The organism is Sulfitobacter sp. S190, from assembly GCF_025141935.1.
Classification (GTDB): Bacteria; Pseudomonadota; Alphaproteobacteria; order Rhodobacterales; family Rhodobacteraceae; genus Sulfitobacter.
The window spans coordinates 310769-326521 of sequence record NZ_CP081120.1 but is presented as its reverse complement, the minus strand read 5'-3'; the positions used below and the strand labels follow the sequence as shown (position 1 = coordinate 326521).

11 protein-coding genes are annotated in these 15753 nt (G+C 60.6%); all 11 read right to left on the bottom strand.

What is annotated here, in order from left to right; all coding sequences use genetic code 11:
• Positions 1-30: 30 nt before the first annotated feature.
• The 11 genes from K3756_RS01590 to K3756_RS01540 all read right to left on the bottom strand — a co-directional run bounded on the left by K3756_RS01590 (position 31) and on the right by K3756_RS01540 (position 15489).
• Entirely contained in the window at positions 31-585 is a 555-nt protein-coding gene (locus K3756_RS01590) for a membrane integrity-associated transporter subunit PqiC (protein WP_259990259.1), read from the bottom strand.
• 4 nt (positions 586-589) lie between these two features.
• The gene (locus K3756_RS01585) at positions 590-2674 is read right to left on the bottom strand and encodes an intermembrane transport protein PqiB (RefSeq protein ID WP_259990257.1); all 2085 of its coding nucleotides are present in this window, start codon (positions 2672-2674) and stop codon (positions 590-592) included.
• The gene (locus K3756_RS01580) at positions 2667-3326 is read right to left on the bottom strand and encodes a paraquat-inducible protein A (RefSeq protein ID WP_409202431.1); all 660 of its coding nucleotides are present in this window, start codon (positions 3324-3326) and stop codon (positions 2667-2669) included. The genes K3756_RS01585 and K3756_RS01580 overlap by 8 nt, the downstream gene beginning before the upstream one ends.
• Positions 3284-3931, bottom strand: coding sequence for a paraquat-inducible protein A (locus tag K3756_RS01575; RefSeq protein WP_259990253.1), 648 nt, complete (start codon positions 3929-3931; stop codon positions 3284-3286). Before K3756_RS01575 ends, K3756_RS01580 begins: the two co-directional genes overlap by 43 nt.
• A 73-nt stretch (positions 3932-4004) precedes the next feature.
• Positions 4005-5123, bottom strand: a complete 1119-nt coding sequence (locus tag K3756_RS01570) for a CaiB/BaiF CoA-transferase family protein (RefSeq protein WP_259990251.1) — start codon at positions 5121-5123, stop codon at positions 4005-4007.
• On the bottom strand, positions 5123-6094 hold the full coding sequence (locus tag K3756_RS01565; protein WP_259990249.1) for a C45 family autoproteolytic acyltransferase/hydolase: 972 nt from the start codon (positions 6092-6094) through the stop codon (positions 5123-5125). Before K3756_RS01565 ends, K3756_RS01570 begins: the two co-directional genes overlap by 1 nt.
• 21 nt (positions 6095-6115) lie before the next feature.
• Complete coding sequence (locus K3756_RS01560; RefSeq protein ID WP_259990247.1) at positions 6116-7573, bottom strand: biotin carboxylase; 1458 nt, start codon at positions 7571-7573, stop codon at positions 6116-6118.
• Positions 7574-7615: 42 nt separating this feature from the next.
• Positions 7616-10348: an aminotransferase class I/II-fold pyridoxal phosphate-dependent enzyme gene (locus tag K3756_RS01555; protein ID WP_259990244.1), complete on the bottom strand. Its 2733-nt coding sequence runs from the start codon at positions 10346-10348 to the stop codon at positions 7616-7618.
• Between the two features lie 71 nt (positions 10349-10419).
• Positions 10420-11523 carry a carbon-nitrogen hydrolase family protein gene (locus K3756_RS01550; RefSeq protein ID WP_259990242.1) on the bottom strand — a complete coding sequence of 368 codons (1104 nt, stop codon included), beginning with the start codon at positions 11521-11523 and terminating at the stop codon, positions 10420-10422.
• A gap of 138 nt (positions 11524-11661) precedes the next feature.
• Positions 11662-14412 (bottom strand): TRAP transporter permease, encoded by a 2751-nt coding sequence (locus K3756_RS01545; protein ID WP_259990240.1) that lies wholly within the window; start codon positions 14410-14412, stop codon positions 11662-11664.
• Positions 14413-14529: 117 nt separating this feature from the next.
• Positions 14530-15489 carry a TAXI family TRAP transporter solute-binding subunit gene (locus K3756_RS01540; RefSeq protein ID WP_259990239.1) on the bottom strand — a complete coding sequence of 320 codons (960 nt, stop codon included), beginning with the start codon at positions 15487-15489 and terminating at the stop codon, positions 14530-14532.
• Positions 15490-15753 lie beyond the last annotated feature (264 nt).

Genomic DNA, 15753 nt, shown 5'->3' with positions numbered 1-15753 from the left:
GCGGCAGCACCGCCCCCGCAAGGGACAAGCCTACCGCAAACCGTTGCGCGCGATGAATTTGGTCAGATCCAGCACCACGCGGCCACGCGCCTGCGCAATCGCCGCCGGTCCGGCCGCAGGGTCATACGCCACACTCAGATCAAACAGGCCCGAGCGTTCGCGCCCCTGATACACGCCGACGAAATACTGGCCCGTCGCGCGGAACACACCGTCCGTGCCCGCGACAAGATCGGCAAACCGCACGTCAAGGGATGCGGCAGGCTCTTCCTCAAACGGCCACGGCTCGGATGCAATCCGCGCCCCGGAAAGCCGCGCCAGATTGCGGCTGATTTCAAGCGCCACCGCGCGTTCGGGCGCATCCGCCCACAGCACCGACGATGTCACTAGCGTTCCGTCCGGCCCCTGCTGCGCGATTTCATCCGCCGCCGCATAGCTGGGCAACGACACGTCCTTTACCTCGACCGACCGGAAACCGATCCGTATGTTTTCGTTGATCGCGGGGGATGTCACGGCAATGCGATCGGGATTGCCGCACGCGGCAAGAAGGCCAATCGTAGCGGCCAGCATCAGGTTCTTGAGGATCATCATATCATCTTCCCAACAGCAAGGAGTTCGGATTGCGTTCGATAGTACGCGCAAGCTTGGCGAGGGCATCTGCCGCCTCGCTGATGTCACGCAGGGTATTTTCCGCCGAGCGGCTGATCTGGTCACCCTTGTTGTAGCCTTCGATGGTACGGCTGGCCTGCGTCAGCAAAGCGGAAATCCGGTTTACCACCCGCGGCAAATCCTGCGCGGACACCGCGATGCTGTCGGCGGCGTTGCGTGCCGACGCAAGTGTCTGGTTTACATTCGTCACCGCCCCCCCCGCACGCAACTCTCCAAGGGTTGCATTGACTTCGTCCAGCGCGCCCTTGAGCGCTGCGGGCAACTCGGCTGTATCCGGGCTCGACACCAGCGCGTCCGCGGACCGCGTCAGCACGGTCAGCTCCTCGAGAAGCGCATTGAGCTCGAGGCTGTTGGCCTTCGCCGCGACCTCTTGCAGGTCTTCGACCAGTTCCGGCACCCCCTCGACAGATGAGGTGACAGAATTGGCGGCATCGGAGGCATCCGTCAGTGCTTGCACCAGAATATCGGTCACACGTTGCTCTTCCAGATCGGCCACCAGATCCTCGATCCGCACGAGCGTCGCGTTCAGCGCAACCGGTACGTTCTTGATGTCGTCCGATGTCAGCAGTTCGGAAAGATCACCGACCAGCGTGCGCACGTCACCGGGGGTCTGGCGAATATCTTCACTCGACACAAGCGCATCGGCGTTGTCGAGGAACCGTATCGCGCTGTTCAACAACTCTTCGATCGGGAGGTTGTTGATGCGGTTGAATACCCCTTCGACCGTCGCGGCGGCGTCGGATGTTTCGCTCTGCGTGGTCGGAAAAATCGGCAGATCGGCGCCCGATGTGGTCAATGTGGCGGGGAACGGATCCTCCACTTCCACCAGCTCGACCTTCAAACCGCCCGTCAGCAGACTGGCCGACGCAAGGCGCGCGCGCAGCCCCTCCTGCACCCTTTCGGCCAAGAACTGCAACGCGGCATCTGCGGTCACCTCGTCTTTCAACCCCAGTCGTGCGGGCTGAATGGCGAGGATCACGTTCAGACGCACGCGGCTGTCGCCGAATTGATCGGTATCGACAACGCCCGACAGGCTGTCCACAACGCCCACCTTGAACCCGCTCAGTTCGACATCCGCACCGGTCGCCAGACCCGAGATGTTCTCTTCAAAAATCACACTGATCTGCAGCGGTTCGACTTCGGATGCGGTGAACAGGCTGTTGCGGGCGCTGTCCTTGTCGCCATAAACCTCGAAAACCGCGCCGTCCTGCACGGGCTCCCCTCCCGACACGAATGTATCAAAGGTGAGCCCGCCGCCCACCAGCGTCGCAAGCGAGGAAAACTCGACATCCGCGCCGCCCGGCCCGATGCTGACACTCACGCCCGAGACATCCCAGAACCGGGTCGACGAATTGATCAAATCACGGTGGCTGTCGTAAATCAGCGCCTCTACGATCGCAAAGGCCCCGCTGTTGGCAATCTGGGCCTTGCCGACACGCCCGACCTCGATACCGCGGAACAGGATCGGCGCATTATCCGTCAACTCCCCGTTGGTGGTGGTGCGGAACGCAAGTTGCAGCCCGCTTTCTCCCGGCCGGATAAGGGGCGGTTGTGACGACCCGACAAACCGGTCCGACGTCAAACCGATGTTGTCATCCCACGACCCCTGAATATAAACGCCGCTCAACACCGTGCTCAGACCCGTGATGCCACGGGCCGACACTTCGGGTTCGACGATCCAGAACACAGAGCCGTTGTCGATATAGGGCGCGATGTCCTTCTTGACGCGGATATGCGCCTCGACCTGCCCCAGACCGCTGCTGAAACCGACCTTTTCGACTTTGCCCACCGAAATGTCGCGGTAACGCAATTCGGTTTCGCCGGCAGCAATGCCGGCCCCATCCTGAAACGCCACCACGATCAGCGGACCGCGGGAATTGTAGTTCTGCACCGCCACGGCCAGCGCCGCGACAAGCGCCAGCAACGGGATCAGCCAGATTACGGATGCTCCGGAAAAGCGCGGCTTGCGGGCTGGCCGGATATGGACCGGAGGAGGAGTTTCAGCCATCAGACGGCCCTTCGTTTTCTGGGTCGTAGGCATCCCAGATCATTCTGGGATCAAAGGCCTGCGCCGACAACATGGTAAAGATCACGGATAGCGCAAAAAAGAAAGCCGCAGGACCGGGTTGGATCGATACAAGTCCCTGTAATTGCACCAATGCGGAGAGGATGGCGACCACGAAGATATCGATCATCGACCACCGCCCGATGTATTCCACGACTTCGTACAGCCACAGCCTTTGGTGGTGGCGCCCGCTGTTTTCGGCCCGTACGCTGATCGCAAGAAAGGCAATTGCCCAGAATTTGCCAAGCGGAATGACGACAGACGCGAACAGAATGATGCCCGCCACGCCCCACGACCCGTATTGTGCAAGTTCTACCGCGCCGCCGATGATCGTGCTTTCGTGCACCTGCAACAATTGCTGCGTCGACAACATCGGATAAAGATTTGCCGGGATATAGGCCATGAAGCCCACCAGCCACAGCGCCCAGACCCGTTGCAGGCTCTTGCGATCTCTTGACACCAGCTTTGCACCGCACCGCCCGCAGGTGGGCGTACCGCGCGGCCAGGCACGGGTGCACCGTGTGCATGCCACCAGCCCCGCTTCGCGGGCCGTTACCGTCGGCGTGGGTGTTCCAGTGAATTCCATACCGACCATTTGCACATAAATCCGTCCTGCACCATCACAAGAACCACCAGACATCCGAACATCCAGAACGCCGGTCCGAAACCGACCGTTGCCAGATCCGCCACCTTGACCAGCGCCACCGCACAGCCGATCGCAAAAATCTCGGCCATCGACCACGGGCGCAATGCTTCTGAATAGCGAAACGCGCGCATCGCGTGGCGCGCGGGCGGTTTATCACGCACAACGGGCACAAGAACATAGAGCGTCAGGATCATCCGGGCGAGCGGAATCAGAATTATGAAACCCGCTGTCAGAAGTGACAAAAGCAGCAGCGGCCCTTCGGTAAAGGACAAAGCTGCGTCAATGATGGACACGGAGTTCGATTTGCCTGCTGCCGAGATGTTCAGAAAAGGAAAGATCGATGCCGCAACCGTCAGGATCACCACGGAAATCGCCACCGCGATGATCTGCACCCCTGCTTTGAGACGCGGCGCGATCAGCACCTTGTGGCAGCGCACACATACCGCACGCTCGCCTTTGGCTGGCTGGGCCAGCTGGTAGGTCGCATCGCACACGGGGCAGACGATCAGGTCTTCCAGCGGAGCGTCAAGGTCGGAGGCGTCAGCGTCTTTCATAGGCTCTATATAGTCCCTTTGGACGGGGGTGCATATGGGTAGCGTCGAATGATCGGATTTGTGCCGCCGCGCGCTATTCCAATGCCCCGTCCTTGTGCAATCGCGCCTGTGCCGCGCTGTCGTAGCCCAGCTCCGCCAATAGGGCGGCGGTGTCGGCCCCCGCGCCACGGGGCGGCGCTGGTTGCGGCGGGACGCTGCGCCCGAAACGGGGTGCAGGCGCGGCCTGCAGGATACCGCCGGGCGATGTAAACGTTCCGCGCGCGGCCATGTGGGGGTGCAGCGCCGCTTCGGCAAATCGCAAGACGGGCGCCACGCAAGCATCGGTCCCGTCGAACACAGCGGCCCATTCGTCGCGGGTGCGTTGGGCAAAGGCACGGGCATAGACCGCCCGCCGATCTGCCCATGATCGGGGGTCATTCTGTGTCTGCGCGTCCGCGGCAGGCAGCCCCGCTTTTTCCAGCAACAGCGCGTGAAACTGCGGCTCCAGCGCGCCGACAGAGATGTAGCCGCCGCATTTGCAGGTGTAGCACCGATAAAACGGTGCCGCCCCGTCCAGCCAGTTGGATTGCCGGTCCTGCGTCCAGTCGCCCCGCGCCAGCATCGCATGGATCAGCCCCATCATCGCGGGCACACCGTCAACCATGGCCGCATCCACAACCTGCCCCTTGCCGGAAACGCCCCGTTCGATCACTGCCGCCAGCACACCCAGCAGCAAGAACATCGATCCACCGCCGTAGTCCGCAACAAGGTTCAGCGGCGGAACCGGCGGTCGATCGGCATCACCCATCGCATGCAACGCACCCGTGAGCGCGAGATAGTTGATGTCATGGCCCGCCGTTTTCGCCAGTGGGCCGGACTGACCCCAGCCGGTCATCCGTCCGTAAATCAGCGTATCGGGGCAGTCATCGGGGCCCAACCCCAGCCGCTCCATAACGCCGGGGCGAAACCCTTCGATCAATATGTCGGATGTGGCGATCAGACGACGCGCCACCTCGATCCCGCCCGCCGATTTGAGGTTCAACACGACAGAGCGTTTCCCGCGTCTGTTGATGTCGGTCGGATCTGCGTCGGTGTGCTTGCGGTCGATGCTGACAACCTGCGCCCCCAGATCGGCGAGCAGTTGGCCGGCCAGCGGCGCGGGACCAAGCCCCGCGAATTCCACAACCTTCAACGATGCGAGCGGTCCGGCCATCACGCGGCTCCGGGCAAACTGACATCCCGTGCACCTTCGGCGAAATCCTTGAGGGACAGCTGCCATGTCACACCGGGCCAGCGCAGCTCCATCTGGCGGCGACGCGGCCGGTAAACAGCGGTGTAGAGCGTGCCAAACCCCTGCCGGAAAGCGGTGGAATACAGCGGTGGCTTGAGGAACGCGCCGATGAATTTTTCCTCCGGATCCCGGTGGAAACGCAGTCGCTGAAGCAGGAACCTTTCGCGCTCCACCGTGGCCGTGAACCGCGCATGGCTCACCCACTCGACGTTTTCCTGATGGTTGGTTGCCACCGCGGCATGGCTGACCACCGCGGGTCTGTCGGGTGCCATCATCACGGTCAGATAGTCGCGTTTGCGGTCCAGCACGGTGACGTTGTAGCTCATATGCGTCGGCACACGGGCCAGCACTTCTGCCGCTTCCTGTGCGGTTTCACAGACCTGCAGAGCGTAACGCAAAATCAGCGGAATGCCGAACCCCTCGCCCGCGACACGGCGGCCGCCGAACGTCAGCGATATCGATAGGCCCTTGTCATTCACGCCATCGACCAGACCCCACAGCCCGTCGGACGTGCCCATCACGTCGCGGCCCATCCAGCGCGTCTTGAGCACAAGGCTGTCGAACGCCTTGGGATTGTAGTCATAGTTGCGCACCATCACCGGCTCTTTTCCTGCCCAGATCGCCTGGCTGCAGGCGGCAAGGTAAGGCGGTGGTGTGTAAAAGCTGAGAAACCGCGCTGCGTGATCGGTGCCACCGGCCAGCTCGCACAACTGATCGTACAGCGGCAGGAGTTCCGGCATGTGTACGCCCAGCGCGCGTCTGCTTTCGGCATAGGTCGGGCGGGCGGTCTCACCCTCCTTCAGCCACCAGGCGCGATACTCCGGCCAGTATTCGCGGAAAAGCCCGGCCCATTTGGGACCGGGCGTATCTTCTGAGATTGCGCGCCAATACATGCCGGGGGCGCCTTTCGCTTGCTACAGGATCTTGAACGCCGGATCGGCAAGATCAGGGCTGGCCGAGGCGACAGGCAGCGGTTTTCCGTCCACAGCCCTTTGAATGCCGTGAATCCACTTTTTCGCCCTGTCATTCAACTGGAAAGCCTTCGTCATGGAACGACCTCGCGTCACAAGGATACCGATATCGGCCCCTTCGTAGCGGTAATCACCCGGTTGCAGGATGCGCAGGAAAAACGCCTCGTTTTCGGACTCGACGGCGCGGCGGTGGTAATCGAACCGGTCAAACACCACGGAGCCGTCCTCGAGCATCTTGTAAATGCCGGTCTCGGGGCTCTGTGTACAGATATCAACACTGTCCTTGGTATGCTTGATGACCATCTGGCTCCAGCCGTCGATGTTTGCCGGATCGGCCCAGCGGGCGTTCAGCTCATCCACGTCGAGATTGAACTTCTTCTTCGAGAATTCGAGCAGGTGGAACAGGAACAAAGGCGCGTCCGCATGGGCAAAGGCGGCGTGGTTGGTCATCGAGGACGCGCCGGTGATGCGCGGGTTCAACTCACCCAGCCAAAGATCGCCGGTCTTCTTGTCGATCAGGAAATCAAGCTCGAAGTAGCCCCGATACCCCTCCTTGCGCAGCTGTTCACCGAACTTGAAGGTCAAGTCACGCGCCTGTTGGCGGACCTTCGGAGGAAAGGCCGTGGCAAGAATTTCGTTGCCACACCACCCGCCACGATAGGGCGTCAGTTCCTTGAAACCGACCAACTCTGTCATCAGCGGTCCGACGATCGTGCCTTCCTTGGTGGCGCAGGCCTCGATCGCGGCACCACGGCAATTGATGCGCTTCATGATCTTGATTTCACCTTCGCCGATGATCTCGTGCTCGTGGCGGCGGAAATCAGCTTCGCTCTTGATAAAAAAGGTCGTGTGGCCGCTGTCCCCGAAGGCGGATTGCAGCACCAGATCGTGACCGATACCGGCCTTTTCGCAAGTCTTGCGCAGATCCTCGTAGGATTTGACCTCGGCCAGCGTGTTGGGCACCGAAGGCACGCCTGCCTTGTTGCCGATACGGACCGTTTCGATCTTGTTGTCCATCGCGGTGCGCAGCTTGGCCTTGGGGAACCACACCTCGGCCCCCAGTTCCTTCGACAGACGTTCGGTTTCCTCATCGAACATCAGGAACACGAACTTCGGCTTGCCGCCGCGCTTTTTGATGAAGTCGATGACCTCCTTGTGCTGCAGCAGGTAGTTGTTGATGTCCTCGATCGACTGGAATTCCGCGTGCGGCTGTTCCGATGGGCAGAACACGTTTGGATGCTTGCCCCCGTAGCAATCGATATAGCAGATGTACTTGAAATTCTTCACCCATTCATCCAGCCCCAGCAAATTGAAGTTCGTCGCCGAGATGAAATAAATCGGATCTTCGTTGCGGTGGAAAAACCGGCGAATTTCGGAAATATTCTTGAGTACGGTAGCCATAGTGATGCTCCTTGTCGGTATTCGTGGGCCAGTGTGGCCCTTTTATTCTGCAGCCTTGAGACCGGGCTTCACGCCCTCCAATGCCGCTTGGGTAAAGACCCTCAGCCCCAAATCGGGCCTGTATCCGTGGATTTCACTCACGTCGAGCGCGCGCATGAAACTCAGGATTTCCTTGCTGATCACCTGCCCCGGCACGAGGATCGGGAAGCCGGGCGGATAGGGGATGATGAAAGACGCAGATACAATTTCGTCGCCGCGCGCCATCGCCTCCTTCAATGATCCGTTGAGTTCGAGATAATCGCAATTGGTGTCGTCATAGGCGAGAAAGAACGCCTTGCGGATATCGCCTTCGTGGCTGTTGCCCGACGACAAGAACGCACGGTGAAAGCGGCTGAAGTCGGGGAGCGGCGGGCAGTCCTCCATCAGGTTCTTCACCCGGCGATCAAAGCCGAGCTTCTCCATACCCGAGGCATCATCGTTCAATTCATCCAGCGACTTGGCAATTTCAACGAGCACTTCGATCAGATAGGCAACCGAGGATCGCGTCGTCCCGATGTTGGTCATGAACAACACGGTATTGCGCGACGTCTTGTTGATCTGGATGCCGTATTTATCCATCAACACCTTGTTCTTGAAGGTATCGCCATCCCATCCGGTGCCCCCCACGCATAGCGTCACGCGGCTCGCGTCCAGCACGAATTCGTCCTTTTCCCAGCAGTCCCACATATCGGTCCAGCCCTGCTCTGTATCGTAGTAGCTGGTCACGCCGCTTTCGCGGTGCTGCTCGGGGATCATGTCACCGGCGGTCAATACTTTGAAGTATTTGCGCAGTAGCGGATGGTCGCTGATCGCACGGCGCATCGACATGGCCGCTTCGATCTGGCGCTGGACAAATTCGAACCCCTCCAGTTCCACCTGCCTGCGTCCCACATCGAGCGATGCGATGATCTGGTAATTCGGCGATGTGGACGTGTGTGTCATATAGGCTTCGTGGAACGACTGCTCGACCTCGCCTTTGAAGTCCTGGTCGTTCACATGGATCATCGACCCCTGCCGAAGGGACGTCAGTGTCTTGTGGGTGGATTGGGTCGCATAGGCCCGCACACGTGCGGTCGGGGGCGGCAAAAGCCGCGTCTTCAGCAGCGTTTCGTGATCGGCATCCTTGAGCTGTGCCTGCTGCGCGTCATAGGCAACCGCATGATCGGCGCTGCGCAACTTGCTCCGCAGGGTGTTGGCCGCGTCCATCGCTGTCCGTTGGCGGTATGTCGGGTTGAACCGGCCAAAGGCGAACCACGCTTCGTCCCACAGAAAAATCAGATCAGGCTTGATCGCCAGACACTCTTCCATCACGCGCTGCACGTTATAGACAAGCCCGTCAAAGGTGCAGTTAGTCAGCAGCAGCATACGCACACGGTCCAGCTTGCCCTGCTCTTTCAGTTCAAGCAGCCGTTCTTTCATCTCCGAAATCGGCACCGCGCCGTACATCGAATACTTGCTCAGCGGATAGCTGTCGAGATAGCTGACATGCGCCCCGGCCAGCACCATCCCGTAATGGTGCGATTTGTGGCAGTCGCGGTCGACCAGAACGATGTCACCGGGCTGCAAAAGCGCCTGAACCACGATCTTGTTGCAAGTCGATGTGCCATTGGTGGCAAAGAACGTCTGCTTGGAGCCGAACGCCCGCGCGGCCAGTTCCTGTGCTTCCTTGATGGGGCCATGCGGCTCTAGCAAACTGTCCAATCCGCCCGATGTCGCCGATGTCTCGGCAAGAAAGATATTGGGCCCGTAGAACGCCCCCATGTCCTGAATCCAATGCGAACGCGTAATCGATTTACCGCGGCTGATCGGCATCGCGTGGAATACGCCCGTTGGCTGCTTGGAATACTCGACCAGCGCCGTAAAAAACGGCGATTTGTTCCGCGCCTGCACACCGCGCAGGATGTTGAGGTGCAACTCCATGAAGTCTTCGGAATTGTAAAAAACGCGGCGGCAAATGCCAAGATCAAGACCGGCAATCTCCTCGACAGACCGCTCCGTCACCAGATAGGCATCAAGCTCGGGGCGCACACGGGCAATCATCCGGCACAGTTCGGGGCCGTAGTTCTCCGGCATTAGCGCGTCGATTTCCTCGCGGCCCCCGGCCCGTGCGAGATAGCGGGTCAGGATTTCCTCGATCTTTTCGGACTTCAGCGTCAGACCGGGGCGCACCACGATGGCCTGTATGTTGTGGTTGAACAGCACCGCGATCAGCGCGTCCTCGATCGACGGGACAACCACCGCTTCATAGACAAACGGATCCTCCGGACGGCGCATGCCCGTGACATTGCTTTTCAGCCAGCGCTCTTGTTGCTCCGATACATTGTCGACGATCAGCACTTCGAAATAGGGCTTGGACAGGGCGCGCATCTCAGGGCTTTGGTGCGCCTCGTCGTCCTGCTCGTCCTGATCGACACTGTCGCGCTCCAGCGGGATCGACCGGCGCCGGTAAGCCCCCGTCGTCAACGCACGGGTCACGCGATTGACCGCAAAGCTCAGATCATCAAGCTTGCCCTGCTCGTAATGGCGGCGCATCTGGTTGAAGGCCGATATGCCCGGAAACGCCCAGTAGGGCTCCATCATGGACAGCGCTTCAAACAGCGCATCGACCGTCTGGCGCAGTTGCGACGCTTCACCCGCAGACGGGCCACGCGTCAGGCCGCCCGTCGCTTCGCGCAACGCGCTCCACCGGTCGGAACGCAGCTGGATGGCTGACGAATAGTCGCTCATGGAATGCATCGGTCGTTCTCCACTTGAAGCGGACAGGCCTTTGCGAGCAGACGGAGACGCCCTCCACCGCAGGAACGGGCCTAGCCGCTGGATGTCTCGTTTTGGGTCGTGCCTGTCAGGGTACCCGGCTTGACGGGCGGATTGGGCATACCTGCAGCCGGAGCGGCAGGCGGTTTGGGTTGTACGGGTGCTGTGGCGGTGCCAGCGGTCGGATTGGGCAGAGGTTCCGGCGCGAAACCGGTCTGGATCGCGGCCTCGGCCCCTTTGTAGGCCAAAGGTTCCGGCACGCGCAGCGCCGGCTCCATTTCGCCAAGACCCGCGCGCGTCCCCTGATGCGGGACGGCCAACGGGCCAAGTGTCTTGAGGTATTCGTCGGTGCCACTCGTGCGGTCATAGACGGAAAAATCGGTCGACCGGTCGCGGAAGGACTTGAGCACCTGGCCCAGCCCTTTCATGCCTGTTTCGCGCTGGCGGCGAACCATCGACAGATCCACCTCGATCGGGAACATGTCTTCCTGACCCGCCGACTGGTGCAGCACCATCGACGTGGGATCAACCACGCAGGACTTGCCAACGCCGCCCGCACCCAGACCGTTCACATCGATGACGTAGCATTGGAATTGCGCCGCCGTGGCACGCGCAATGGCCAGTTCCGCGTCGCGGTCGGTCGTGCCTGTCAGCACCGGGTGCAGCAACACCTCGACCCCTTGGCTCGTCAACTGGCGCGTCGTTTCCGGAAACCAGATGTCATAGCAGATCGACAGGCCAAAACGCCCCACTTCCGGCACATCAAAAACGCAGAAATCGCTGCCCGCCGCGATGCCGCTCTCATACGGGCGGAACGGGAACATCTTGGCGTAGCGGCGGATGATTTCGCCTTCGGGATTGATCACGACGGATGTGTTGTAGATCCGGCCATCCTGCGGGTCGGTCAGGAACATCGAACCGGGGATCAGCCAGACACGGTGCTTGCGCGCCGCTTCCTGAAACCGCTCAAGCGCGTCGTTCTCGGGCGGCAGTGAAAACCGGTCCAGCGGGCCGAACGGTGCAAGCTCCGAGAACAGCACCATCTGGGTCCACGGGAACCGCGCCATGAGAATATCGAGCCGCTGGATCATACCATCGACGTTGGACTGCAGGGCGTTGACGTACATCTGTACGCCGGCAATTGCGAAAGGGGTCATATCTGCTCACTCCGGATCAGGCGGCACACGGCCGTGTTGCCGCTCCATACGCCCTTTGCAGGGTGAACGGAACCGAACAATTCGGTTGTGACGGCGCGTCCGTGACAGCGCAGATATGTCGGTGCTTCCGCGATGGCGCTATGCCGCCGCCGTCTGCCGCGGGGCGCGCGCGTTGCGGCCCCGTTGCAGCATGACAATCGCTGCCAAAAGCAGCAGTGCAGGAATGAACATCAGGTATTTGCTGGGCTGTGGCTCGGGCTTGAGCACCCTCAAGACCTCCTGATCCCAATCGAGCCCCGCGTTTTGAGCGGGCGAATTGAACGCCACATCGTCGATGATCATTTTGTCCCCGTCCGTGCGGAACACCAGACCCGCGTTTTCCAGACGCTCTTCGCCGGTTGCGCCCTCCGGCATGTCGACCAGTGCGACAAATTCGATCGGATCGCCGAAACCGTCCTGACCGGCCACGCGCACGCGCAGTGGCTCACCCACCGGTGTATCCGCCGCAGCCTGCGCGATCTCGGTCGGCTCCGCCTCGGAGAAGGGCGGCGACACCATATCCATCCAGAATCCCGGCCGGAACAGGGTGAACGCGATCAACAGCAACGCGATGGTCTCGTAAAACCGGTTCTTGGCAAGGAACCACCCCTGCGTTGCCGCCGCGAACAACAACATCGCGATGGTCGCCACGATGAACACAAATATCCCCTGTGCCCACGTCACATCGATCAACAACAGCTCCGTGTTGAAGATGAACAGGAAAGGCAGCGCGGCAGTCCGTAAACTGTAGAAGAATGCGACGAAACCCGTCTTGATCGGATCGCCCCCGGAAACGGCGGCGGCGGCAAAACTGGCAAGCCCGACAGGCGGGGTCACATCGGCCATGATCCCGAAGTAGAACACAAAGAGGTGCACGGCGATAAGCGGCACAATCAGACCGTTCTGCTGGCCCAGCGTCACGATCACCGGCGCCAGCAACGCCGATACAACGATGTAGTTGGCCGTCGTCGGCAGGCCCATACCGAGGATCAGCGACAGGACGGCGGTCAACGCCAGCATCGCGAGGATATACCCCCCTGACAGCGCTTCGACCACATCGGCGAGCGCGGCACCCACGCCGGTCTGGCTGACCGCGCCCACGATGATACCTGCGGTCGCCGTGGCGATGCCGATCCCGATCATGTTGCGCGCCCCGGTGACCAGACCGTCGATCAAGTCAAGAAAACCGGCCTTGATGCTGTTGCCCAGATCGCTGTTCCCGCGGAACATCGCCATCAACGGACGCTGTGTGAGCAGGATGAACACCATGTATGCCGTGGCCCAGAACGCCGACAGACCCGGCGACAATCGATCCACCATCAACGCCCAGACCAGCACGACAACGGGCAGGATGTAGTGCAAACCGGAGCGGATTGTCGGACCGGGCAAAGGCAGCTTGGTCACCGGCTCGTTCGGATCATCCAGCTCCAGCGGCTTTTCCTTGGATGCCACATACAAAAGCCCGACATAGACCGCCGTGAGGAAGGCAAAGATGATATAGCCCGCCGTCTCGGGGAACGCCGGACGCAACCAGCCCATGCCATAGTAAACGGCAAAGCTGATGCCGCACACAACGGCAATGGTGAACGCAAGGCTCATAAGCCACGCGACCCACGGCTTTGGTTCCACCGGACGGGGCAAGCCCTCCATCCCGGCCTTCAGCGCCTCGAGGTGCACGATATAGACCAGCGCGATGTAGGAAATGACCGCTGGCAGGAAGGCGTGTTTGACCACATCGAAATAGGCGATGCCGACATATTCGACCATCAGGAAGGCCGCAGCCCCCATCACCGGCGGCATGATCTGCCCGTTGACCGACGACGCGACTTCGACCGCGCCGGCCTTTTCCGAACTGAACCCGACCTTCTTCATCAGCGGGATCGTAAACGTACCCGTGGTCACGACATTCGCGATGGACGAGCCGGAAATCAAACCGGTCATAGCAGAGGACACAACCGCAGCTTTCGCTGGTCCGCCCTTCATATGGCCCATGAGGCTAAAGGCGACCTGAATGAAATAGTTGCCCGCGCCCGCACGATCCAGGAGCGATCCAAACAGCACGAACAAAAACACGAACGATGTCGAAACGCCCAGCGCGATGCCGAACACACCTTCGGTCGTGATCCACTGGTGATTGACGATTTCGGAAAGGGAATTGCCTTTGTGTGCAATCATCGAAGGCATCTGTGGCCCCAGAACCGTATACATCAGGAACACGGATGCAACGATCATCAACGCGGGCCCCAGCGCACGGCGGGTGGCCTCCAGCAGACACATCAGGCCCACGACGGCCACGACGTAATCCTGCATGATCGGCGCGCCCACACGGTCGGCGATGTCGCGGTAAAACATGAAAAGGTAAAGCGCGGTCGCCGCAGCCGCGATGCCCAGCGCCCACTCCCAGATCGGTATCCGGTCCTTGGGCGACCCAAGCACCACCGTGGCCGCAATCGCGATGGCCGGGATCGGGATCCACCACACGGCGACGCCCTCTTTGGCCGACAGCATGAAAAGGGCGGCAAGCGCCAGCGGGACAATCACCCCCAGCGCAATCTGGAAGGTCGTACGCGCCGCGGGGAACGCCAAAATGCCAAGAAACACCGCAAAGCCCAGGTGAATGGACCGCGCCAGCGTATCATTGAACAACCCGAAGGGCGACGCGATGTACAACTGGAACAGCGACCACGCGAGCGCCACAAGCATCAGCAGGATGCCGACAGGCCCCGCGACCGACCTGCCGCCGGTATCAGAGGACGCGACAAGTTCGTCGAGTTCCTGCTGGTCGAGCCCACCGCGACCTGCGGCCTCTGCCTCGACTGCGGCAGCTTGTTGTTGATCGTGATCTGTCATCGCAATGTCCCCCGTTGCGTGTCGCAGTGGCTCTGCGCTTATTCTGGGACGCCCCTGTCAGGCGTATGGCGGGGGCGATACACGCCGCCCCCGCCTGAAACTTGGTCGTGCGGACGCTTATTCAATCCAACCGCGTTCTTTGTAGTACATGGCCGCACCGTCATGCAGTGGCGCGGACAGCCCGCCCGAGATCATTTCTTCTTCGGTCAGGTTTTCGAACGCAGGGTGCAACCGCTTGAACCGGTCAAAGTTGTCAAACACGGCCTTCACCACCTGATAAACAACGTCGTTGTCCACATCGGCGGAGGTCACGAATGTCGCCTTTACGCCAAAGGTGTTCACATCGGCATCTGTACCTTTGTACATGCCGCCCGGAATCGTGGCCGCCGCATAGTACGGGTTGTCATCGATCAGACCCTGAATCGCGTCGCCGGTGACAGGCACCAGTTCGGCATCAATGGTCGATACCGCTTCCTGAATGGAGCCATTGGGGTGGCCGACCGTGTAGATGATCGCATCGACCTTGTTGTCACCCAGTGCTGCCGCCTGCTCTGCCGGCTTCAGCTCCGACGCGAGCGCGAAGTCATCCAGCGTCCAGCCTTTGGCGTCCATCACGACTTCCATCGTGGCGCGCTGGCCGGAACCGGGGTTGCCGATGTTGACCCGCTTGCCCTTGAGATCGTCAAAGGATTTGATGCCGCTGTCTTTGCGCGCGATGACGTTGAATGGCTCACCGTGCACGGAGAAAACCGCGCGCAGGTTGTCGAACTTGTCACCCTCGAACTTCGAGGTGCCGTTGAACGCGTGGAACTGCCAGTCGGACTGGGCCACGCCCATATCCATGTCACCCGCCTTGATCGCGTTGATGTTGGCGATGGACCCGCCCGTCGAAGGGGCTGTGCACTTCAGGCCGTGATCGTCGGATCCACGGTTCACCAGACGGCAAATGGACTGGCCCACAACAAAGTAGACACCGGTCTGGCCGCCGGTCCCGATGGTGATGAATTTCTCCTGCGCAACCGCAGTCGTGCCTGCCAGCATTGCACCGGCAAAAGCAATCGTTTGGAACATCTTCATAAAGGTCTCTCCCATTATTAAGGGCAGCATTGCATGCCGCCTCTGATGTGTTTTCGGGAAGGGGGATCAGCCGCTCGCGCATCTGCTCCGACTTGAATTGCGCCTCCCCAGACAGAAACTTGCGCCGCTACCGGCCCAACCTCTGTTTGCACAATTTCACGTTATGCACCTTTCGATAAATGAGCAAGCAGTCTCTCATTGCGGTTGCAGAGGGTCAGTACCTCATTGATAAGTCAACGCAAAATATCGCGCGTCCCATGCACC

What these genes read in the sequence shown, in the direction of transcription:
- K3756_RS01565 (WP_259990249.1), bottom strand. Translation starts at nt 6,094, where the DNA reads ATGTATTGGCGCGCAATCTCAGAAGATACGCCCGGTCCCAAATGGGCC.
- K3756_RS01555 (WP_259990244.1), bottom strand. Translation starts at nt 10,348, where the DNA reads ATGCATTCCATGAGCGACTATTCGTCAGCCATCCAGCTGCGTTCCGAC.
- K3756_RS01570 (WP_259990251.1), bottom strand. Translation starts at nt 5,123, where the DNA reads ATGGCCGGACCGCTCGCATCGTTGAAGGTTGTGGAATTCGCGGGGCTT.
- K3756_RS01545 (WP_259990240.1), bottom strand. Translation starts at nt 14,412, where the DNA reads ATGACAGATCACGATCAACAACAAGCTGCCGCAGTCGAGGCAGAGGCC.
- K3756_RS01580 (WP_409202431.1), bottom strand. Translation starts at nt 3,326, where the DNA reads ATGGTCGGTATGGAATTCACTGGAACACCCACGCCGACGGTAACGGCC.
- K3756_RS01590 (WP_259990259.1), bottom strand. Translation starts at nt 585, where the DNA reads ATGATCCTCAAGAACCTGATGCTGGCCGCTACGATTGGCCTTCTTGCC.
- K3756_RS01560 (WP_259990247.1), bottom strand. Translation starts at nt 7,573, where the DNA reads ATGGCTACCGTACTCAAGAATATTTCCGAAATTCGCCGGTTTTTCCAC.
- K3756_RS01585 (WP_259990257.1), bottom strand. Translation starts at nt 2,674, where the DNA reads ATGGCTGAAACTCCTCCTCCGGTCCATATCCGGCCAGCCCGCAAGCCG.
- K3756_RS01575 (WP_259990253.1), bottom strand. Translation starts at nt 3,931, where the DNA reads ATGAAAGACGCTGACGCCTCCGACCTTGACGCTCCGCTGGAAGACCTG.
- K3756_RS01540 (WP_259990239.1), bottom strand. Translation starts at nt 15,489, where the DNA reads ATGAAGATGTTCCAAACGATTGCTTTTGCCGGTGCAATGCTGGCAGGC.
- K3756_RS01550 (WP_259990242.1), bottom strand. Translation starts at nt 11,523, where the DNA reads ATGACCCCTTTCGCAATTGCCGGCGTACAGATGTACGTCAACGCCCTG.